The sequence below is a fragment of the Streptococcus fryi genome (genome assembly GCF_053206505.1).
In genome coordinates this window covers 1-21,700 of the sequence record NZ_JBRUGW010000009.1, presented here as the reverse complement: position 1 = coordinate 21,700, position 21,700 = coordinate 1, and the positions used below count along the sequence as shown (strand labels likewise).

At 38.5% G+C, this 21,700-nt stretch carries 19 protein-coding genes; 9 read left to right on the top strand and 10 right to left on the bottom strand.

Annotated elements, in window-relative coordinates:
• Positions 1 to 6 precede the first annotated feature (6 nt).
• The 7 genes from ACVRZH_RS03750 to ACVRZH_RS03720 form a co-directional block, all read right to left on the bottom strand.
• Complete coding sequence (locus ACVRZH_RS03750) at positions 7 to 1,641, bottom strand: putative polysaccharide biosynthesis protein (protein ID WP_447453987.1); 1,635 nt, start codon at positions 1,639 to 1,641, stop codon at positions 7 to 9.
• A gap of 17 nt (positions 1,642 to 1,658) precedes the next feature.
• Positions 1,659 to 2,831 (bottom strand): peptidoglycan bridge formation glycyltransferase FemA/FemB family protein, encoded by a 1,173-nt coding sequence (locus tag ACVRZH_RS03745; protein ID WP_447453986.1) that lies wholly within the window; start codon positions 2,829 to 2,831, stop codon positions 1,659 to 1,661.
• Between the two features lie 10 nt (positions 2,832 to 2,841).
• Entirely contained in the window at positions 2,842 to 4,089 is a 1,248-nt protein-coding gene (locus ACVRZH_RS03740) for an aminoacyltransferase (RefSeq protein WP_447453985.1), read from the bottom strand.
• Positions 4,090 to 4,144: 55 nt separating this feature from the next.
• On the bottom strand, positions 4,145 to 5,386 hold the full coding sequence (locus tag ACVRZH_RS03735; protein WP_447453984.1) for an aminoacyltransferase: 1,242 nt from the start codon (positions 5,384 to 5,386) through the stop codon (positions 4,145 to 4,147).
• A complete protein-coding gene (locus ACVRZH_RS03730; RefSeq protein WP_447453983.1) occupies positions 5,386 to 6,603 on the bottom strand; it encodes an aminoacyltransferase in 1,218 nt (405 codons plus the stop codon). The genes ACVRZH_RS03735 and ACVRZH_RS03730 overlap by 1 nt, the downstream gene beginning before the upstream one ends.
• Positions 6,603 to 7,412 carry a sugar-phosphatase gene (gene yidA / locus ACVRZH_RS03725; RefSeq protein WP_447453982.1) on the bottom strand — a complete coding sequence of 270 codons (810 nt, stop codon included), beginning with the start codon at positions 7,410 to 7,412 and terminating at the stop codon, positions 6,603 to 6,605. The genes ACVRZH_RS03730 and yidA overlap by 1 nt, the downstream gene beginning before the upstream one ends.
• Before the next feature lie 254 nt (positions 7,413 to 7,666).
• A complete protein-coding gene (locus ACVRZH_RS03720; RefSeq protein WP_447453981.1) occupies positions 7,667 to 8,980 on the bottom strand; it encodes an HD domain-containing protein in 1,314 nt (437 codons plus the stop codon).
• 157 nt (positions 8,981 to 9,137) lie between these two features.
• Here ACVRZH_RS03720 and ACVRZH_RS03715 point away from each other — a divergent pair, with 157 nt between their 5' ends.
• Together ACVRZH_RS03715 and ACVRZH_RS03710 are read left to right on the top strand one after the other, a co-directional pair.
• A complete protein-coding gene (locus tag ACVRZH_RS03715) occupies positions 9,138 to 9,533 on the top strand; it encodes a YwiB family protein (RefSeq protein ID WP_447453980.1) in 396 nt (131 codons plus the stop codon).
• Positions 9,534 to 9,775: 242 nt separating this feature from the next.
• Positions 9,776 to 12,460, top strand: a complete 2,685-nt coding sequence (locus ACVRZH_RS03710; protein WP_447453979.1) for a calcium-translocating P-type ATPase, PMCA-type — start codon at positions 9,776 to 9,778, stop codon at positions 12,458 to 12,460.
• A gap of 65 nt (positions 12,461 to 12,525) precedes the next feature.
• On the opposite strand, the gene ACVRZH_RS03705 is transcribed toward ACVRZH_RS03710, so the two are convergent.
• From ACVRZH_RS03705 to ACVRZH_RS03695, 3 genes are read right to left on the bottom strand one after another with little or no spacing between them, the layout of a single operon-like run.
• On the bottom strand, positions 12,526 to 12,948 hold the full coding sequence (locus ACVRZH_RS03705; RefSeq protein ID WP_447453978.1) for a hypothetical protein: 423 nt from the start codon (positions 12,946 to 12,948) through the stop codon (positions 12,526 to 12,528).
• 3 nt (positions 12,949 to 12,951) lie between these two features.
• On the bottom strand, positions 12,952 to 13,326 hold the full coding sequence (locus ACVRZH_RS03700; protein ID WP_447453977.1) for a DUF2057 domain-containing protein: 375 nt from the start codon (positions 13,324 to 13,326) through the stop codon (positions 12,952 to 12,954).
• Between the two features lie 14 nt (positions 13,327 to 13,340).
• A complete protein-coding gene (locus tag ACVRZH_RS03695) occupies positions 13,341 to 13,709 on the bottom strand; it encodes a hypothetical protein (RefSeq protein WP_447453976.1) in 369 nt (122 codons plus the stop codon).
• A gap of 173 nt (positions 13,710 to 13,882) precedes the next feature.
• Between ACVRZH_RS03695 and queG the strand changes: the two genes are divergently transcribed.
• The 7 genes from queG to ACVRZH_RS03660 all read left to right on the top strand — a co-directional run bounded on the left by queG (position 13,883) and on the right by ACVRZH_RS03660 (position 21,514).
• Positions 13,883 to 15,010, top strand: a complete 1,128-nt coding sequence (gene queG, locus ACVRZH_RS03690) for a tRNA epoxyqueuosine(34) reductase QueG (RefSeq protein ID WP_447453975.1) — start codon at positions 13,883 to 13,885, stop codon at positions 15,008 to 15,010.
• Between the two features lie 49 nt (positions 15,011 to 15,059).
• A protein-coding gene (gene prfB, locus ACVRZH_RS03685; protein WP_447453974.1) for a peptide chain release factor 2 occupies positions 15,060 to 16,155 on the top strand; the annotation gives its coding sequence in 2 pieces (ribosomal slippage) (positions 15,060 to 15,131 and positions 15,133 to 16,155; 1,095 coding nt in all).
• A 49-nt stretch (positions 16,156 to 16,204) separates the two neighbouring features.
• Complete coding sequence (gene ftsE / locus ACVRZH_RS03680; protein ID WP_447453973.1) at positions 16,205 to 16,897, top strand: cell division ATP-binding protein FtsE; 693 nt, start codon at positions 16,205 to 16,207, stop codon at positions 16,895 to 16,897.
• Complete coding sequence (gene ftsX, locus ACVRZH_RS03675; protein WP_447453972.1) at positions 16,890 to 17,819, top strand: permease-like cell division protein FtsX; 930 nt, start codon at positions 16,890 to 16,892, stop codon at positions 17,817 to 17,819. The genes ftsE and ftsX overlap by 8 nt, the downstream gene beginning before the upstream one ends.
• A 145-nt stretch (positions 17,820 to 17,964) precedes the next feature.
• Positions 17,965 to 19,326 carry a UDP-N-acetylmuramoyl-L-alanine--D-glutamate ligase gene (murD, locus tag ACVRZH_RS03670; protein WP_447453971.1) on the top strand — a complete coding sequence of 454 codons (1,362 nt, stop codon included), beginning with the start codon at positions 17,965 to 17,967 and terminating at the stop codon, positions 19,324 to 19,326.
• A 1-nt stretch (position 19,327) separates the two neighbouring features.
• Positions 19,328 to 20,398: a UDP-N-acetylglucosamine--N-acetylmuramyl-(pentapeptide) pyrophosphoryl-undecaprenol N-acetylglucosamine transferase gene (locus tag ACVRZH_RS03665; RefSeq protein WP_447453970.1), complete on the top strand. Its 1,071-nt coding sequence runs from the start codon at positions 19,328 to 19,330 to the stop codon at positions 20,396 to 20,398.
• Between the two features lie 51 nt (positions 20,399 to 20,449).
• Complete coding sequence (locus ACVRZH_RS03660) at positions 20,450 to 21,514, top strand: cell division protein FtsQ/DivIB (protein ID WP_447453969.1); 1,065 nt, start codon at positions 20,450 to 20,452, stop codon at positions 21,512 to 21,514.
• Positions 21,515 to 21,700: the final 186 nt, after the last annotated feature.

Sequence of the window (21,700 nt, the reverse complement as noted above, 5' to 3'; positions counted from 1 at the left end):
ATACGTTTAAGAAATGCGTGCTTTGTCTCTGAACTGTTGGGCTTTTATACCTAAAAATTTATCAGCGTATCTTGTTTTAAGAGATAGATAGGCATAGACTGAAATACCTAAGGAGCCTACGATAGCTAAGTGAATAAAGCTTAATATTCTAGTATTAGCAGGTAAGAAATGGTTTAGCAGTACTGTTACCGGGATAATGGCAATGAGCATTATCAGTGTCAATAGAGTGACCAGTAAACTAGACTTTCTAATGACGTTCCTGTTAAAGTGGATAACCTGATAAATTTTACGATACATGAGGACAATTGGTACTGCTAGCGCTATACTTGTTGCAATAAGGGGACCATATGCTTGAAAAATATAAATCATAGGCAGTTGTATCACTAACTTAGTTGCAAGTCCAAGACTAAAGTACTTAATTGCTTTTTTGCTTTCAAAAAGTGCTTGTAACATTGGTGATAGGACAGTATAGCTAGCCAAGAGTAAAGCTTGTAAAAGTGTCACCACAAACAAGCCAAAGGCTATATTATCAGTAACAGGGTAGAAGATAGTATAAAGTGGTTTGTAGAGTAAGATGGCGCCACTGATTGCAGGTAGAAGGAAGAAAAACAGCATTTGAAGATTGTTAATCACCAATCTGGCCATTGCACTACGATCTTTTTTAACAAAATTTTCTGTAATTAATGGTATACCCATACCACCGATTGAGGCAGCCACTGAAATTAAAATCATGATAATTTTATTGGGATTTGCTGACAGATATGAAAAGAGCACTAATAGCTTTTCATACTTTATAGAAGTGAACAATGACATAGCATTGATAAAGGTCAGTTGGTCAATGATTTGAAAGGTTTGAATCGCTGAACCGGTTATGATGAATGGGATAGCCTCTTTAATGGTTTCTATAATAATAGGCTTGTAATCGGTAACGACATCCTGTTTCTTAGGTTTTAAAATAAGCCATAGCAAGTCCTCTTTCCAAAGGAAGTAGAAAAGAACTCCAAGACTGGCAACCATTCCTAAAAAAGCGGCGAATGTTGATTGGGTAACTGCTACCTTGAAATCCCCAGAACCGATGTTCATGATGAAAAAAGCAGTTAATAGCATCCAAATGACACGAATAATTTGTTCCATAACTTGACTAATGGCGAATGGTTTCATATTCGTATAACCTTGGAAAATACCACGAATAGCACTCATGGCTGGAAATACCAATACTGAGAAACACAGGCTATATAAGACAGGAATGAGGTCGTCTTGCACACCAGTAGCTTTAGAAATAATTGGTGCTCCAAGATAAAGTAGCAGTGAGAAAAAGGCTCCAGAAAGCAACATCAATTTCAAGAAATTTCGCACTAAGGCAGCGGTATGTTCTGTTTGTCCGAGAGTATTGTATTTAGCAATTTGTTTGGATAAGGCAATGTTAATGCCGCTGGTTGAGATCAACAAAATCGTCCCGTATATGTTGTAACCCATTGTAAATAAAGCATTTGCTTCTGCTGCATGCTTTCCCATCCATGTATACCAAGGAATAATATAAATAGCTCCTAGTAGTTTACTCAGGAAGTCGCCAATGGTTAACCAAGCGGTACCCTGCATCATTTTTTGTTCTTGTGTAAGTTGTTTACTTTTTGTTGACATGATTTCCTCGATAAGTACTAGTGTCTGTTTAATAATTTTTTAATCAGTGTAATGATTTTCAATTTTAATGGTTTGGGATAGTAGAAAAAGCTTCCTGGACGACGTTCGATATAGCCGTTGAAATTTTGTTTGAAGCGCAATACACCATCTGAACCATCAAAGTCCCCTGTAATCCCTAAAAAGTTATACCGTTTGATATTTTTTGCAATCGTTTCACACATAGCGTGGTATTGTAATAAAAAAGGAGCAGAGAATTTTTGAAAGTCAGCGTAGGAGCCGCCGTAAACATAGGTTGCTTCTGTTGGGCTAAAGATAAGTAATACAGAAGCAAGGATCACATCTTTATCTCCATGTTGCTGTGCTAGTGGAGATAATGTCTCAATCGTTTTTTTGTATTTGTCTGCTAATTGTTGATATTGTTTATGGTTAGGATTGAGGTTTTTTAGCTTTTCTTCATGTTCTTGTAAAGTGTGGTGAAAATTGATTTCAGCGACTAAGAAGCGACTATCATTTTCGAAACTTTGATAAAGGTATTGGTAATAGTCTAAATTTTTTCCAACAAATCCTTGTCGTTTACCCGTTTCATCAATGGTATTTTTGAAGTCATTGATGTCCTCAAAAGCAATATGGCGTATCTTAATACCAAATTGTTTGGCAGCCTTGATGTTACGGACACTATTTTTATTAAAGTCCTTTAATAAAGTCTGTTCATCAAAGTCATTTAGGTTTTTTAAATAATGCCAATCACTCGTTTCAAATCCAGATGTTAAACCAGAATAAGTAAAGCCCTTGTTTTGATATAACCTAATTAAGGATAGATCTTCATCACTGGTTGGTTGCCCATTGCTATCGAATGATTGATAAGTATCGTAGGGTTTTATTTCAAGAGTTAAGATCTTTTTGGATTTGGCGTAAGATATCAAGTCACTTAAGAAAGGTTCTAAAAATTGACGGTCTTTGTAAGTAGGCCCGTAGTGAATCTCACCTTTGAACCCACCAAACATTTTTTTGAGAAAGAGAATAGCAGCAACCTGGATTTCCTCTTGATGATCTGTTAGGCCTAGAATAGAGACATCATAGCCTCTTTTTTCCAAAAGTTTTGCCATACCAGTTGTTTGTTCAAAACTACATCGGCTAACCTGTTGGGTGAATGATTGTAGTTCTTCATAGGATAATAGTTTAAGTGTCATAATTATCTTTCTAACCTTTCTTAAAAGCGTAGGCGAATGATTTTAAAAACTGAATAGCTTTCAACTTGAGAGGTCTAGGGTAGTATCTAAAAATACCAGCTTTGCGATTGATGTAACCATTAAAATTTTGTTTAAAGCGGAGAACACCATCTGTACCATCGAATATTCCATGTATGCCAAGGAAATTATAAATAGGGATATTTTTTTGGATAGCTTTTGTCATGACATGTTCTTGGAGTAAAGCTGGAGCATAGAAACGGTTAAATTCTGTCAGAGAACCGCTAAAGAGATAGACAGCTTCTGTTTTACCGTAAATGAATAAACTACCAGCTAGGTCAATAGTACTGTCTCCATAGGTATCAATCAACGATAGTGCCTCTGTTCGACGCACTTCAAAAGTCTCATACTGTTTAGTCAAATCTTTTAGCATTCTTTTAAATTTTGATGAATCTTGATTGTCTTGGTAGTAGTCTTTCAAATTGGCAATGCTATCGGATACTTGTTGTTGTCCTTGCTCTACCTGATCTAAATAGTCCTTGAAGTTGATGCTAGCCATCATAAATTCAGCCTTATCCCCAAAATGATCATAGAAGGTTTGGTAGTATTCTAGGGATTTGTCATCATAGTCCCTGCGTTCAGAAGTAGCGCTGGTAATGGCTTTAAAACGGTGAAGTTCCTCTCGTTTTAAAGTAGTTAATTGGATTCCGAAACTGTGGGCTTTTTTGACTAAAGCTTTGCCTTTTTTATGATAGGAATCAAAAAGGGTATCTTCAGTCAGCTGACTGAGGTCTTTGAGGTAATGCCAGTCTGCACCATAGTCACTAGACATACCGACTTTTAACCCATCGTGATGAAAGCCTGCGTCTGTTAAGAGTTTGATCATCTGATGGTTTTCATTAGATATAGGTTGACCGTTCATATCAAAGCTTTGATAGGTATCGTTAGGACGAAGGATAAGTTGCAAAACATTGGTTTGTTTAGCGTATGTTGTCAGTCCTTGGTAGAATGGTGCGAGGTACTTGTCGTCTGTGATGATAGGGCCATAGTTGATTTCCATGTGTTTGCCCCCAAACATAGCTGTTGTATAAAGTAGGGCAGATACCTTTATGTCATTATTTACTTTATAGCCGACATATTCTATAGCAAAACCTCTGTTTTGTAAGAGGTTTGCCATTTCAATGGTTTGATGGAAGGGTTGCTCACTAGCAGTTTCGTAATGCTTTTGAAATTCTTCCGCTGTAATAATACTGAAAGACATGAGATGCTTTCTCCTTAATTGTTGGCATGTTCTAGGAGCCTATTGGCTCATTTTTTTATTTTCTTAGGGTGTTAGCTAGTTTTTTTAAGGATTGAATAGCCTTAAATTTAAAGGGATTTGGATAATATCTAAAAGTTCCCATTTTACGAGTGATATGGCCGTTAAATTGTTGTTTGAAGCGAAGGACACCATCACTACCATCAAATAGTCCTGTAATACCTAACATATTGTAAGTTGGAATGTGTTGTTGAATCGCTTTTGACATAGCATGTTCTTGTAGTAGGGCAGGAGCGTAGAATTTATTAAATTCGGGCAAAGAGCCACTGAAAAGGTAAACAGCTTCTTTGTTATCGTAGATAAAGAGGCTAGCTGCTAAATCAATATCTGCTTCACCATATGTTTCAATGAGAGAGAGTGCTTCAGCGTGTCGAATATCAAATGTCTCTTTTTGACTAACTAACTCTTTTAAGACTCTATTGAATTTTGGGGAGTCTTGGTTGTGTAGGTATTGTTGTTTTAATTGATTAATTTTATCATTTAGCTGTTCTTGACCCAGTTCAATTTTGGTGAGGTAGTCACAAAAATTAATGCTAGCCATCATAAATTCAGCCTTCTGCCCAAAGCTATCATAAAAGTCTTGGTAATAATCTAGGTCTTTGTCAGAATATTCTCGACGTTCAGAAGTAGCGCTTGTAATCGCTTTGAAGCGATGGAGTTCATCGCGTTTCAAGGGTCTTAATTTGATACCAAATGAATGTGCTTTTTTGATTAGAGGCTTTCCTTTTTTACTGAGAGATTTAAAAAGTGTTTCAGTTGTCAATTGACTGAGATCTTTGACATAATGCCAATCAGGTTCGCCACCGGGATAGCCTGTTTGTAGGCCATCGTGTTTATAACCTAAATCAGTCAAGTGTTGGATAAGAACGGTGTTTTCAGGACCAGTGGGCTGACCGTTGCTATCAAAAGTTTGATAGGTATCATAAGGTTTGACAAGAAGTTGAAGTGCATTATTGTCTTTGGCGTAAGTCATAAGTTCCTGATAAAACGCTGACAGATACGTTTTATCGGTAGCAATTGGTCCAGCATTGACCTCCATGTGAAGTCCTCCTGTCATAGGTTTGCTGTAAACAATGGCAGCCACCTTAATATCACCTACGGCTTCATGAGCCATAAATGCCACCTTAAAACCACGTTTGCTGAGTAGTTCAGCCATTTCAAGCGATTGTAAAAAAGATGCTTCTGGGACTTTTTCAAGATATTGTTTAAATTGTTCTTTTGTCAAACTAGTTAAGGCCATTAGTGTTTTCTCCTTAATTTTTGACGTAGGTTAAGGGCTAGTTTAGCTAGCTTGTAGAGTGGTTTGTAGACGGGTAGTTCAAATTCGCCGATATACTCTTCAATCATCGGATTGAATTTTGATTTAAATTGGATGAGACCGCCTTCTAATTGGTTTTCAACCCCTCCCATGTTGTGCCGTTTGGCACCACGTTCAAAGGCTTTCAAAGCTGTTTGGTACCATGTCAAGACGGCTGGCTGATAGTGACGGAACTTTTCGTCCATCCCAGCATATAGGTTCTCAGAGGTCTTGCCAAAGTCAATGGTCAAGGTGGCAGCTAGAGGTATTTTTTGGCTTCCTTTTGCTAACTCTTCTCTGATGAATTGTAATTCTTTGGTTAGGCGCTCGATACTTTGTTGGACCTCTTTAATTTTACCTTGTGCTGTTTTTGGTGTAAATTGCTCAGTCTGTTTGGTCGCCTGATCAAGTCTATTCGTCAGTGTTTTTTCTTGTTGGACAAGATTTAGGCTAGTTAGTACAATATGAGCATTGTCAGGGTAAGTTGTTAACAAGGTTCTGTAATAGTCTTCGTTTCTCAGGTTGATATGCTTACGTTCAGCTGTTTTGGACATGAGTTTGCTAAATTGAGGAAGCAAGTCAAGTTTGCCAACGTCAACGGTAAGTCCTTTGTTTTGTGCAGTTCTTATTTCCTGTCTAATCTTTTTGCTCAATAATTCCATGCCAAACTGTTCTTTGTGAATGTTTGCTTGAAATCTTGGTTGAATAGTTGCTGACAAATCGGTTGTTCGCCCTGACCAGATAGCCCCAGCGTCCTGTAATAGTTTTAATTGCCTCAAGGTATCTGGATTGTCTTCACTAATTTCACCGAGCTGGTATTGTCTGATTAACAAACTAGGGTCGAAAGTGATGAGGATAGCCCTGTGTTTTTTAGCAATGGCTTTAAGTGAGGACAAGACAAAAGTCACCAAGTCAGGATTGTCATAATCCATAATGGGACCACGTGGGATATAAAACATGGAAAATCCGAGTGGCAGTGGTCGAATAAGGATTGAGGCAACAGCGACTAATTCATTGTCCTTGTAGAAGCCAACGCGTTCGTTATTCCAGTTGTCTTTGACCGTTGACCAATGAGCACTTTGTAAAAGGTTGGTCAAGGGGCTATTGATGACAAAGGTATCGTGCTCTTGTGCATCTAATTGGGTTTTAAAGGTGTACATTAGTTTAATACCCACTCTCTGATAGCATAGGCTACACCACTTTCGTCATTGGATTTGGTGATGTATTTAGCGATTTTCTTTAGTTCAGGGTTGCCATTTGCCATAACGACAGGATTAGCAACTACCTCAAGCATGGCACGGTCGTTTTCCTCATCCCCAATGGCCATTGTTTCAGATAGGTCAATGCCTAAGGTTTGACTTAGGTGGATGATAGCATTGCCCTTGCTGACATTTTTATTGACCACTTCTAAATAGAAAGGTTGTGATTTTACCAATGTATATTTGTCAGCTACTTCTTTAGGGATTTGGCTGATAGCCTGGTCAAGAATATCGGGTTCGTCAATGAACATGATTTTCACGATTTCTTTGTCAGCCATTTCTTCTGGTGTACGGTAGAAGATTGGCATATTAACCAAGGTCGCCTCGTGGACAGTGTATTTACCAATATTTCTATTGGCTGTATAAATGCCATCCTTAGTAATGGCATGCATGTGCACGCCGAGTTTGCGTGCCAAAAGCTCAATATCAAGGTAGTCATCATAAGTCAAGGTTTCCTTGACTAATTCGTGCCCCGTTGCAGCATCTTGGACCAGACCACCATTAAAGGTAATGACGTAGTCGCCCTCTTGATTGAGGTTTAACTCTTCGAGTAGTTTCGTCACACCGGCAATTGGTCGTCCTGTTGTGATGACAATTTTGACACCTGCAGCTTTGGCATCCTGGACAGCTTGAAAGACTTCAGGTGTGATCTCGCGTTGACTATTGACTAATGTACCGTCTATATCAACGGCAACTAATTTGATTGACATGATGTCTCCTTTACATCAGGGGGCTAAGTGTTTCTTAGATACCCTATTTCTATACTTACCATTTGCTTTGAAAATAAGACAAATCTATTTTAAAGCACCACTACTATATTACTAAAAATTGTGCTATTTGTCATTTTTTGAGATGAAAAAGGAAATGTGATAATAAAAAAGAATTGCTTTCGTTTTCACCGTTTGATTAGTGTACAGAAAGCAACTCTTATAAATTGTTTGATGAGTTGTTAAGGTAGACTTGTTCAGTTTTTTGTCTCACCGTTAGGAGTTAAATGCTCGTTTTTAATATATTGGTTAAATGTGATTTTTGACTCTGAGAAGAGATCATCTGTGATCAACATTTCTTTAGGGAAGTAAAAACGTCTGTCCCCATGGATCGTTCCAGCGAGAGCATCTACTAAGCTCGACAAACTAGATAGTTCTGTGATACTACCATCCTTTTGTATAATGTCAATCTGTGTGCGAGGGTGTTTAGCTTGGGGGCGGTAGATATCATAAGGAAGATCGAAATTACTATGAATGGCAGTATAAAAATCAGGGTCAAAACCAACCTGACTAACCAACTGACGCAGTTTTTCAACTTGGTCACGATTTTCTTCATCAAAGGTAATGGATTTAAATACTTGGCGATTGATGAAACGACTGGACAGGTCGGAAAGAATAGTATCTGGATGGTTAATCCAGGTTTGGAAATAGGTGTTAAGTACACCGTCATCAAGAGCTAAGTAGTCTTCCAAAGAAAAGTCATGATTAAAAAACGGAATAAGGCAAGGAGAGTAGGTCTCAAAGAAAGTTTTATCTATTTGATAGAGTTCTTTAGCACGTTTGAGTAAATTTTGTAGTAATACTTCAATAGCTCGACTGGCAGGGTGGAAATAGACCTGCATATACATTTGGTAACGACGTAAAATATAATCTTCGACGGCATGCATACCACTAGCTTTAAAAGCAATTCCTTCTTCCGTAGGCTGTATGATCGCTAAAATACGGGTTAAATCAAAAGCACCGTAGCTAACCCCTGTGAAGAAAGAATCCCTTAGCAAATAGTCCATGCGATCGCAGTCGATTTGGCTTGAGATGAGTTGTTCAACCTGCTTATTAGTGTAGGTATGATTGATGACACTAGCTACTTTATTGGGAAAATCTGGAGAGACACGTGACAAGATACGGTTAACATCTGTTTTCTTGTTGAGAATAATCTCTTGGGTAAAGGCTTCATGGTCTGTGTCAAATAAACCTTCAAAAGTATGAGAGTAGGCACCATGTCCGATATCGTGGAGTAAGGCTGCAACCATAGTTAATTGATTGTCGTTGGTATTCCAGAGATCAGCATACCTCTCTGAAAAGCGCTCTATCATACGTCTAGCAATATCATAAACACCTAGGCAGTGTGAAAAACGACTATGTTCTCCACCGTGAAAGGTATAGCTAGTCGTTCCTAATTGTTTAATACGGCGTAATCGTTGAAACTCACGCGTATTTATAAGTTCATAGATAAGCGGGTCTTTAATTAAAATATCGTTGTGGACAGGGTCACGAAAAATCTTTTCAAACATAATCTTATTATAACAAAAGTTAGTTATAAACCCTAGTAAAACCTTACGCTTAATACCCAAATCACTGATATTTGCTAGAAAAAGATGAAATTGGTACAATGAGTAGGGCTTGAATCATTTAAGACACTAAGTAACCACATGGAAAGGACTGTAAAGAATGAAAGTTTTGATTACCAACCATATCCAAATAGATGGAGAGACGGATCTGGTTACCGAGCAACATGACTGCCAATTGACTAAAAAAGGTGGTTATGATTATTTGGTTTACCAAAATGATGATAAGGAAAAGGTCGTGATTAAGTTTAGTCCTTCGGAAATGCTTATGACACGGTTTTCGACTCCAAATACAATTATGCGTTTTCAAAAAGATGGGCTAGGTTTAGCCACTATACCGACACCGATGGGTCTTCAAAAGTTATTAACTAGGACAAGGTACTTTGAAGCAGACATGGCGAATAGTTGTCTAAAAATGACATATGATTTATTGACTTCTGAAGAAGAAGATAGTGTTTTAGCCTCGTATGATTTGTCTGTTGAACTGGTTTTAGATTAAGTTGTTCTAAGGTGAAAACACTTGTCAGAGTCGTGTTTTTTGTGTATAATAACCTTTATCAAGGGAGTAGCAGACGGGGATTACCCGTGACAGTGTCGTCATTACGAAAGAAATTTCCGGCAGTGTCTTAAACAGCGAGACTTGTTTAACCAGTAAACAGGTCTTTTTCTATGTAAAAGACTTGTAACACTAATTTTGTCAGATAGGTTAGCCTATTTGGACTAGAAAAAAGGAGAATTGTTTTGTTGAAAGAACAAAAACGTCAAGCGTTCTATACGCAGTCCCCAGAGGAAGTCTTTGAGGCTTTATCAACGAGCAAAAAAGGCTTGACCACAGAAGAAGCCACAAAGCGTTTGGAAACATTTGGTCGTAATGAGCTAGAAGAGGGCGAAAAGCGCACACTGTTCCAAAAGTTTGTTGATCAGTTCAAAGATTTGATGATTATCATTTTATTGGCAGCGGCAGCTTTATCAATTGTGACTGAAGGGATGCATGGGTTAACGGATGCGATTATCATCCTACTCGTTGTTGTCTTGAACGCAGCCTTCGGTGTTTACCAAGAGGGTCAAGCAGAAGCAGCGATTGATGCTTTGAAATCAATGTCTAGCCCACTTGCGCGTGTGCGCCGTGATGGTCATGTTAAAGAAGTAGACTCAAAAGAGCTTGTACCTGGAGATGTGGTCTTGCTTGAAGCAGGTGACGTTGTTCCAGCTGATATGCGCTTACTTGAAGCTAATTCATTGAAAATTGAAGAGGCGGCTTTGACGGGTGAGTCTGTTCCAGTTGAAAAAGATTTGACCGTTACTCTAGCAGAAGATGCAGGTATTGGTGACCGTGTGAACATGGGGTATCAAAACTCAAACGTTACTTATGGACGTGGTTTAGGTGTTGTTACTAACACAGGAATGTTTACAGAAGTTGGTCATATTGCTAGCATGTTGCAAAATGCTGATGAATCAGATACACCATTGAAACAAAACCTTCATCAGTTATCTAAAGTTCTGACTTATATGGTTTTAGGTATTGCTGCGATTACCTTTGCGGTTTCTGTTTTTGTTCGTGGGGAATCACCATTGAATGCCTTGATGACAGCGGTAGCTCTTGCAGTAGCAGCTATCCCAGAAGGTTTGCCAGCCGTTGTTACAATTGTTCTTTCAATGGGAACACAGGTCTTGGCTAAACGTAACTCAATCGTTCGTAAGTTACCAGCCGTTGAAACACTCGGATCTACAGAAATTATCGCTTCAGATAAGACTGGTACTCTAACAATGAACCAAATGACTGTCGAAAAAATCTACACTGGTGGTGAGTTGTTGGATGCGGTAACTGACCTAGATCACTCAAACATGACACTTCGTATCATGAACTTTGCCAATGATACAAAAGTTGATGAGTCAGGTAAGTTGATTGGAGATCCAACAGAGACAGCCTTAGTTCAATTTGGTTTGGATCATGGGTTTGATGTGCGTGCTGTGCTTAAGGAACAACCACGTGTTGGTGAGTTGCCGTTTGATTCTGACCGTAAGTTGATGTCAACACTACACCGCATTGCTGACGATAAGATTTTGGTTGCTGTCAAAGGTGCACCAGATCAATTATTGAAGCGTGTGACACAGATTGAAGATGGCGATACTCTTCGTCCGATTACTGATGAGGATAAAGCAGCGATTTTGGCTGTCAATAAAGATTTAGCTAAGCAAGCACTCCGTGTCTTGATGATGGCTTATAAGTATGAAACACAAGTACCTGAGCTTGATACAGAAGTCGTTGAAAATAACCTTGTTTTTGCCGGTTTAGTGGGTATGATTGACCCCGAGCGCCCTGAAGCAGCTGAAGCCGTTCGTGTCGCTAAAGAAGCGGGTATTCGTCCAATCATGATTACAGGTGACCACCAAGATACAGCTGAGGCTATTGCAAAACGTCTTGGTATTATTGATCCAAATGATACAGAAGATCATGTCTTTACTGGTGCTGAATTGAATGAACTGACTGATGAAGAATTCCAAAAAGTCTTTAAACAGTATTCGGTATATGCGCGTGTGTCACCAGAACACAAAGTACGTATTGTTAAAGCTTGGCAAAATGAAGGTAAGGTCGTGGCCATGACTGGTGACGGTGTTAACGATGCGCCATCACTGAAAACAGCAGATATCGGTATCGGTATGGGTATCACTGGTACAGAAGTATCTAAAGGTGCTTCTGACATGGTTCTTGCCGATGACAACTTTGCCACAATTATCGTTGCTGTTGAAGAAGGACGTAAGGTCTTCTCAAACATCCAAAAAACAATCCAATATCTTCTTTCAGCTAATACGGCAGAAGTATTGTGTATCTTCCTTGCAACTCTATTTGGTTGGGATGTTCTTGAACCAGTTCACCTCCTTTGGATTAACCTTGTAACAGACACACTTCCAGCCATTGCTCTTGGTATGGAGCCAGCAGAACCAGGTGTAATGAGCCATAAACCTCGTGGTCGTAACTCAAGTTTCTTCTCAGGTGGAGTACTTGAGGCTGTTATCTATCAAGGTATTTTCCAAGCTATCTTAGTTTTGGGTGTTTATTTCTATGGTATTACTTACCCAGTACATACGACTTATGCAGAAGTTCATGCAGATGCCTTGACAATGGCTTATGCAACACTTGGTTTGATTCAGTTGGTTCACGCATTTAACGTTAAGTCTGTTTATCAGTCTATCTTCACAGTTGGGCCGTTTAAAAATAAAACATTCAATTGGTCAATTGTTGGCTCACTTGTTCTTTTACTAGCGACGTTAACAATTCCATTCTTGGAAAACATCTTCCATGTGACTCACCTAGAAATGAGTCAATGGCTAGTTGTTGTTTTTGGAAGTTTCACTATGCTTATTTTGGTTGAATTAGTAAAATTGATTCAACGATTACTTGGTCAAGATAAGAAAGCTATCTAACTCTAAGTCAAACTAAAAACGTTATATGTGATGAGTGTCATTACAATCACATATAACGTTTTTTCTTATGATTTAGTGATGATGAAACTAGGGGTAAAAGCTTGTGCTAGTGTTAACCATATGACAGGATTAGAAGGAGGTAGTAGTATTCTAAAGAATGGGTTGGTTTTAAAAATAGTCTCATAATCGTTAAATAATTCAAATTTTCGAATTAAATTAACTAGCGTAAGCCATACTATAAAAGAGATAAAATAAACCCATTTGTTTCTCAGGAAGGCGTTAACCTTGTGGTCAGTTAGGATAATGACATCGTCATTGTTGACTTGGATAGGTTTTGTTCGAGACCATCTGAACGATAAAGTTGCTGGTTCTGTAGGTAACCCAACTAGCAATGTTTCTTTTGGAATAAGTTTATCAACTTTCTTACCGTTGATGAGCACACTGAAGTTTGCTGGATGTGTGGTCTGATTGACAATAGTTATAGCCATGCTTTACCTCCTTTGAATGGTAAAATGTGGAAGTAAGAGATAAGGTAGTGCTGGGAGTAATAATAAAAGAGGAATAACGATAATTTTCAATTTTGCATGGATGATACTGTTAACGAAGTAGAGGAAGATAAAGTAGATGAGTTGAAACCCCCAATGAGTGAGGATAGCAAAAGGGAATTGATCTTCTAAAATCAATGTATCTCCTTCTTTCACCGAAATAGCAGGTATCTTGGCATACTTGAAGCTAATCTGGTTTTCCCCTTTTTCAAGCGGAATGGAGATGGTCTCTCTTTGTTTAATGCTTTGTACGGGTTTGCCGTTTAACAAGATGGTGTAGTTATAAGGATTGTTGAGTTGGTTAATAATCGTGATTGACATTGGCTGGCTTTCTACTAATTGATAAACTGTGGAAAAAAGATATATGGGAGATACGGTGAGAATAAAAGTAATGGTATGAGAATAGTTGAGGCTAGATTTGATTGGAGTAGATAAGGCAAGACTAATAGACAGATAATGGTATAGCTTATCTGCACTGGCAGGCTGTTCAATGTTTTAAAAGGCTGTGTTTCACTTAATACGAGATGGTCATTATCGTCAATGATCATCGGTTGTGTTCTTGATTTTTTGAAGGTTAATACTTGCTGAGGTGCCTTTAAATCTAGGGTGATTGTATCCTTTGGCATCAGTGTATGGATGTATTCGCCGTTAAGCAAAACCTTGTAGGAACGATGCTTGAGTTGACTGGAGATGGTCGCTGGCATAAAAAGCTCCTTTCTTTAAAAACAAAAACACACGAAGATAAGATAGCATACTATGATTATAGCATATGTAAGCGTTATCTAAAACTATGAGGCTGTTACACTGATGCAATAAATGTTACAATTTGTAAGCGAATAGTCTTGCAGCCAATCTTAATTTCCATTAAAATATAAGAATGGATATTAAGGCAGAAATTCAAGCATTGGCAAAGGAAATAGGGATTTCAAAGATTGGATTTACCACCGCAGATGACTTTGCTTATTTAGAAAAAACATTACGTCATAGCGTTGAAAATGGTACAAATTCAGGATTTGAACATAAAAATATTGACGAACGTATTTACCCTAAATTATCTTTAGAGAACGCTAAAACCATTATCTCAATTGCTGTTGCCTATCCTCACAAATTACCCGTTCAGCCTCCGAAAACAGACTACAAACGTGGTAAGATAACCCCTAGTAGTTGGGGATTGGATTATCATTTTGTACTTCAAGAAAAACTAGCACGTCTTGCTAAAGGGATTGAAGAACTGTGTAAGGATTTCTCTTTAGAGCATAAAGCCATGGTTGATACTGGTGCTCTGGTAGATACTGCTGTTGCTAGGCGGGCTGGTATTGGTTTTATTGGAAAAAATGGTCTAGTCATTTCAAAAGAGTTTGGCTCCTATATGTTTTTGGGTGAGCTAATCACCAATTTAGAGATTGAGCCTGACAGTCCAGTTGATTATGATTGTGGTGATTGCACGCGTTGTTTAACGGCTTGTCCTACCTCATGTCTCAATGGAGATAGTACCATGAATGCTAAGCGTTGTCTGTCTTTTCAGACACAGGACAAAGGCATGATGGCATTGGAATTTCGCAAGAAAATCAAGACGGTTATTTATGGTTGTGACATTTGTCAAATCGCCTGTCCTTATAACAAGGGGATTGATAATCCGATTGCTACAGAAATCAATCCAGACTTAGCTCATCCTGAATTACTACCGTTTTTGGAAATGTCCAATAAGACATTTAAAGAGCAATTCGGCATGATAGCAGCATCATGGAGAGGGAAGAACATCTTGCAGCGCAATGCCATTATCGCGCTAGCCAATAGCCATGATAAAACAGCGGTTGTCAAATTACTTCAGATTATCGAAAAAAACAATAATCCCATACATACGGCGACAGCGATTTGGGCTGTTGGTGAAATTGTCAAAAAACCGACACCAGATCTGATTAGCTTGATTGAGGAGGTCACGTCAGACCATCCAGATATTACCGAAGAAAGAGAACGTGTCTTGAAACAATGGCAAATTCAATAGATTTGTGATACACTGTTTAAAGCTTATAAAGTAAGAAAAGAGGCATTCTATGGATATTTCAGAAATCCGTCAAAAAATAGTAGAAAACAAAGAGAAGTTGACTAGCTTCAGGAGGTCACTTTGACCTCGATAGGTTAGAAGAAGAGATTGCTTTATTAGAAAATCAAATGACTGAACCAGATTTTTGGAATGATAATCTAACAGCTCAAAAAGTATCTCAAGACTTAAATAATTTAAAAATGACCTATCAAACCTTCCATAGTATGGAAGAATTGTCTGATGAGACAGAGTTGCTCTTGGAAATGTTAGCAGAGGACGCTAGCATGCAGGAAGAACTAGAAGAAAAATTGATTGATTTATCAAAAACCATGTCTAGTTATGAAATGACATTATTGCTATCAGAACCCTATGATCACAATAATGCTATTTTAGAAATTCATCCAGGTTCGGGAGGAACAGAGGCTCAGGACTGGGGAGATATGCTCTTGAGAATGTATGTGCGTTTTGGTAATGCCAAAGGCTTTAAGGTTGAGACGCTAGATTATCAAGCGGGAGATGAAGCAGGTATCAAATCTGTCACCTTATCCTTTGAAGGCCCAAATGCTTACGGCTTGTTGAAATCAGAAATGGGTGTTCATCGTCTAGTACGTATTTCCCCATTTGACTCAGCAAAACGTCGTCATACCTCTTTTGCCTCTGTTGAGGTCATGCCTGAATTAGATGATACCATTGAAATAGATATTCGTGATGATGAGGTGAAAATGGATACCTTCCGTTCAGGAGGTGCTGGTGGTCAGAACGTCAACAAGGTATCAACAGGTGTTCGGTTAACCCATATTCCAACAGGTATTGTTGTCGCTTCGACAGTTGATCGTACCCAATATGGTAACCGTGATAGAGCGATGAAAATGCTCCAAGCCAAACTTTATCAATTGGAACAAGAAAAGAAAGCCGAAGAAGTTTCTGCTCTCAAGGGTGATAAGAAAGAAATCACTTGGGGCAGTCAGATTCGTTCCTATGTCTTTACGCCATACACCATGGTCAAAGATCATCGTACCAGCTTTGAAGTGGCACAAGTTGATAAGGTTATGGATGGTGATTTAGATGGTTTTATCGATGCTTACCTCAAATGGCGAATGGAATAATGGTAGAGCTTCATAATAAAAAGAAAAAGAAATAGAAAAGGAAAAAACTATGGCATTGATTGAAATGAAAGGTGTTGGTAAAAAGTACCATCGCTCAACGACTGCCCTTAGAGATGTCACACTAAGTGTTAATCAAGGGGAGTTTGCCTATCTAGTAGGGCCATCAGGAGCAGGTAAGTCGACTTTTATCAAGCTCCTTTATCGTGAGGAAAAGTTAACTGAAGGAAGTCTAAAAGTTGGAGAATTCAATCTTAATAAATTAAAAGCTAGAGACGTTCCCTATCTTCGACGCAGCATTGGTGTTGTCTTCCAAGACTATAAGTTATTACCTAAAAAGACTGTATTCGAAAATGTGGCTTATGCCATGGAGGTTATTGGAGAACGACGTCGTCAAATTAAAAAACGCGTACCAGAAGTATTGGAGTTAGTAGGTCTTAAGCATAAGATGAGAGCCTTCCCAGACCAGTTGTCAGGAGGGGAGCAACAACGTGTTGCCATTGCGCGTGCGATTGTTAACAATCCTAAGTTGTTGATTGCAGATGAACCAACTGGAAACTTGGATCCAGAGATTTCATGGGAAATCATGAATCTATTAGAGCGCATCAATTTACAAGGGACAACAATTTTGATGGCAACTCATAATAGCCAGATTGTTAATACCCTCCGCCACCGCGTTATTGCCATAGAAGGTGGACGAGTGGTGCGTGATGAAGAAGGAGGAGATTACGGTTACGATGATTAGTAGATTTTTTAGACATTTATGGAATTCCATTAAAAATTTGAAACGTAACGGTTGGATGACTTTTGCGTCAATTACCTCTGTTTCCATTACCTTGATTTTAGTTGGGATTATTGCTTCTGTTATTTTTAATACTGAGCGTATCGCAACAGGTATTGAAAATAATATTCGCATCAATACCTATCTGTTAGTGGATTCGACTGACCATCTAGAAACGATTGTTAATGCACAAGGTCAGACAGTAGAAAACGGAGATTACCATAAGGTTTACAACCAGATTACAGCTATTGAAGGTGTTGAATCTGTTACTTTTTCTAGCAAAGATGAAGAATTAAAAAAATTGATTGCAGTTATGGGTGATGATTGGCACGTTTTTGATGGTGATTCAAATCCACTTTACAATGTTTACATTGTTAATACCAAAACACCTGATCAGGTCAAACCTGTTGCTAAACAAATTAAAAAGATTACAGGTGTTGATTTTGTAGAATACGGTGGAACAGATACTGAGAAAGTATTTAAAATAGCAGGAGTTGTTCGTCTATGGGGCTTTGTTGGAATGGGGGTATTCCTATTTATTGCTATTTTATTGATTTCCAATACAGTTCGTATCACAATTATGTCTCGTAGCCGTGAAATTCAAATCATGCGTTTGGTTGGTGCTAAGAATAGCTATATCAAAGGGCCATTTTTCTTAGAGGGAGCATGGGTAGGTATGTTAGGTGCAATCATGCCCTCAATCTTACTGTATTATGGTTACCAAACGGTTTATTTGCAGTCTAACCCTGCACTTGTTCGTCAAGGATTATCAATGTATTCACCATATCCACATATTTTTTACTTAATTGGTATTTTGTTTGTGATAGGTATTTTGATCGGTTCGTTTGGTTCTACGCTTTCGATGCGCCGTTATTTAAAAGCTTAGTTTTAAGCTAAATATAATCATAAAAGGAGGCCTCTAGGTCTCTTTTTGTAGTTTATTTGCTCTTGTTAAACTATCCTTAAACCTTGAAAAAATCGGGTATTAAGGGTAAAATATATGGGAAACTATTATCTAGAATTGAGACGATATGAAAGCATTTAATGATTTAAAAGCTAAGAAAGTGTTGGTACTTGGTCTAGCCCGTTCGGGTGAAGCGGCAGCACGTTTGTTGGCGAAATTAGGGGCCATTGTGACAGTTAATGATGGTAAGCCTTTTGAGGATAATCCATCTGCCCAGAAACTACTTGAAGAAGGAATTAAGGTGATTTGTGGCAGTCATCCCTTAGACTTATTGGATGAAGAATTTGAAGTGATGGTCAAAAACCCAGGTATTCCCTACACCAATCCTATGGTTGAGAAAGCTATGGCTAAAGGCATACCAATATGGACTGAGGTTGAGTTAGCCTATCTGATCTCAGAAGCGCCCATTATTGCTATTACAGGTTCAAATGGGAAAACAACGACCACAACAATGATTTCAGAAGTCCTAAATGCAGCTGGTCAATCAGGTCTCTTGTCAGGTAATATTGGTTTTCCTGCTAGTGAGGTTGCCCAAGCAGCAACACCTCAAGATACTTTGGTGATGGAGTTATCCAGCTTTCAGCTCATGGGTACAGCTAGTTTTCATCCAACCATTGCCCTGATCACCAATTTTGAGCCATCCCATTTGGATTATCATGGTGATTTTGAAGCTTATGTGGCTGCCAAATGGCATATTCAAGACCAGATGACCTCGTCGGATTATCTGATTTTAAATGCTAATCAGTCTTTAGCTAAAGACTTAGCTCAAGGTACTGAGGCAAATGTTCTTTATTTTTCAAGGCAAGAGCAAGTTGATGGAGCTTACTTAAAAGAAAATATGCTTTATTATAAGGATGAGGCAATCATGCCAGTTTCTGAAATCGGTGTTCCTGGTAGCCATAATGTCGAGAACGCTCTCGCTACGATTGTGGTTAGCAAGCTAAGAGGTGTTGATACACAGGTTATTAGAGAAACTTTGGCACATTTTGGGGGTGTCAAACATCGCTTGCAATATGTTGGTACCATAGATGATATTGCATTCTATAATGATAGCAAATCGACCAATATTCTAGCGACACAGAAGGCCTTATCAGGTTTTGACAATCAGCATCTGATTTTGATTGCGGGGGGACTTGATCGAGGGAATGACTTTGACGATCTTGTCCCTGACCTAAGAGGATTGAAAATGATGGTGCTTTTGGGAGAATCTAAAGAACGGTTAAAACGTGCTGCTGATATGGCAGGAGTCCCTTATGTTGATGTTACAGATATCAGAGAAGCTACTCTTAAGGCTTTTGAGTTGGCGAATGCAGGGGACACTATTTTACTCAGTCCAGCAAATGCAAGTTGGGACATGTATCCAAATTTCGAAGTCCGTGGTGACGTGTTTTTAAAGGCTTATGATGAGCTTTTGAAAGGAAACAAGTGATATGGCAAAGAGAATGGTGTTTACAGGTGGTGGAACAGTTGGTCATGTCACTTTGAATCTCATTTTAATCCCTAAGTTTCTATCAGATGGTTGGGAAGTGCATTACATTGGTGACAAAAAAGGTGTTGAATATCAGCAAATCAAGGATTCTGGATACCCTGTGACGTTTCACGGTATTGCTACAGGCAAGCTTAGACGTTATTTCAGTTGGCAAAATGTGATTGATGTTTTTAAAGTGACGTTCGGTATTCTGCAATCCTTACTCATTATGTTGCATGTACGTCCTCAAGTCCTGTTTTCAAAGGGTGGTTTTGTATCGGTTCCGCCTGTTATTGCTGGTAAATTGACTGGTGTTCCTGTCTTTATCCACGAATCAGATTTATCAATGGGGCTAGCCAATAAGATTGCTTCCAAATTTGCAACAACTGTTTACACAACTTTTGATCAGGAGTCAAGTCTTCCCAAGCTAAGACATGTAGGTGCTATTACGAAGGTAGGTGATTTACAGCCATTGTCTGCAGACAGTCAGTCTATATTGGAGCAAGTGAAGTTGGCATTTGATGACCGTTTACCGACTGTACTCTTTGTTGGAGGCTCAGCAGGTGCTAAGGTTTTCAATGACTTTATCACAGCTACCCTAGACCTTCTGTCAGAGGTTAATATCATCAATCTAACTGGGGATCCTGAGCTGAATGAATTATCGCCTCGTCTTTATCGTCTTGCTTATGCGACTGACCTCTATCAACCTCTGCTTGAAATGGCAGATGTTGTGGTGACTAGAGGAGGCTCAAACACCCTTTTTGAATTGTTAGCGATGAAAAAGCTACATCTCATTATCCCACTTGGTAAAGAAGCTAGTCGTGGAGATCAGTTGGAAAACGCTACTTATTTCGTTGACAAGGGATATGCACGAGCGCTTATGGAAACAGAGTTGACCAATGAACGCTTAAAGAAAGAGATTAAGTTACTTATAGAACATAAAGACGATTATCAAGCTAAAATGGCACAATCAGAGGAACTCAAATCCCCTGAAGCGTTTTATGAGATGTTACTTAAAGATATGGGGGCATAGCTAAACTTGCTGTCTCTCCCACTGTCTTTTAAAAAGAGGGAAAGGAAGCTAATGCCAAATCAGAAAAATAAAAAAGATAAAAAGAATAAGTCTCCTAAGGAGCAGTTGACAGAGTGGCAACAGCGTAATATTGAATTTTTGAAGCGAAAGCGTGAACGTGAAGCAGAGCAACGTCGTCAAGAGCAAGAAGCTAAAGAAGCGGCTAAAGCAGGCTTAAAAGCTATCGAAGAGCAAAATTCAACTGAGGAGGTTGTTGCGTCAGAAACTCCCAAAACAATAAAAAAAGAACCTCGTATTCCAACTAAGGATAAATTAAAAGTTCTTCCTATTGTTCTTTTTTCTTTAGTGATATTACTGATATCCGTATTTTCACTAACTCCCTATAGCAAGCAAAAAGTGATTAGTGTTAAGGGGGTTGTTAATGCCGACGAGAAAACAATAAAAACCACATCAGAAATTGCAGATAAGGATTATCTGATGACGGTTTGGTTAAATCGAGCTAAATATGCACAGAAAGTGATTGAGAGTAATGATTGGGTAAAAACAGCTAAAATCACCTATCAATTCCCCAATCAGTTTATTATTACTGTTGATGAATATGAAATAGTGGCTTATACAGATACAGAGGATGGCTACCGACCAATTTTGGAAAATGGAACCCGTCCTGAGTCACAGGTTGTTAACCAATTGCCAAAAGATTATATTGCGATTAATTTATCTGATGAAAAGAAAATTCAAAGCATCATTACTCAACTGGCTACTATTGATCAAAAAATTGTGAAAAATATTGATAGCATTGATCCTATAGAAAAATCTGTAACGACTGATTTTCTGTTGTTATGGATGAAGGATGGTCATCAGATTAGAGTACCGCTCTCAAAACTTTCGGAACGTTTGCCTTATTATAGCCAAATCAAACCGAAGTTAACTGAGCCAAGTATCATTGATATGGAGGTTGGTATTTACACCACAACCGAAAATTTAGAGGCTATTATTGCTCAAAACCGTTTGAACAAGCCTCAATCTGAAAAAGATGTGGCTGATGACGTAGCTGATACATCTCTTGAAGCCGAAGAGTTGACAGAAGAAGAGTCAACTACAGATGCCACTGAGTAGGCTATGATGGATTTTTGAAGATAATACAAATAAAACTGGGCAAACCCCAGTTTTATTTGTGGCTCTTTGTCAACTGTAGTGGGTAGATGAAAAGCTAACATCTGGAGAGAATCAGATTGGTTCTCTCCTTTTTGATGTTCAAGGCAATCAAAATCCTTCTTTTAAAGTTGTCAAAGTTTCGGAATC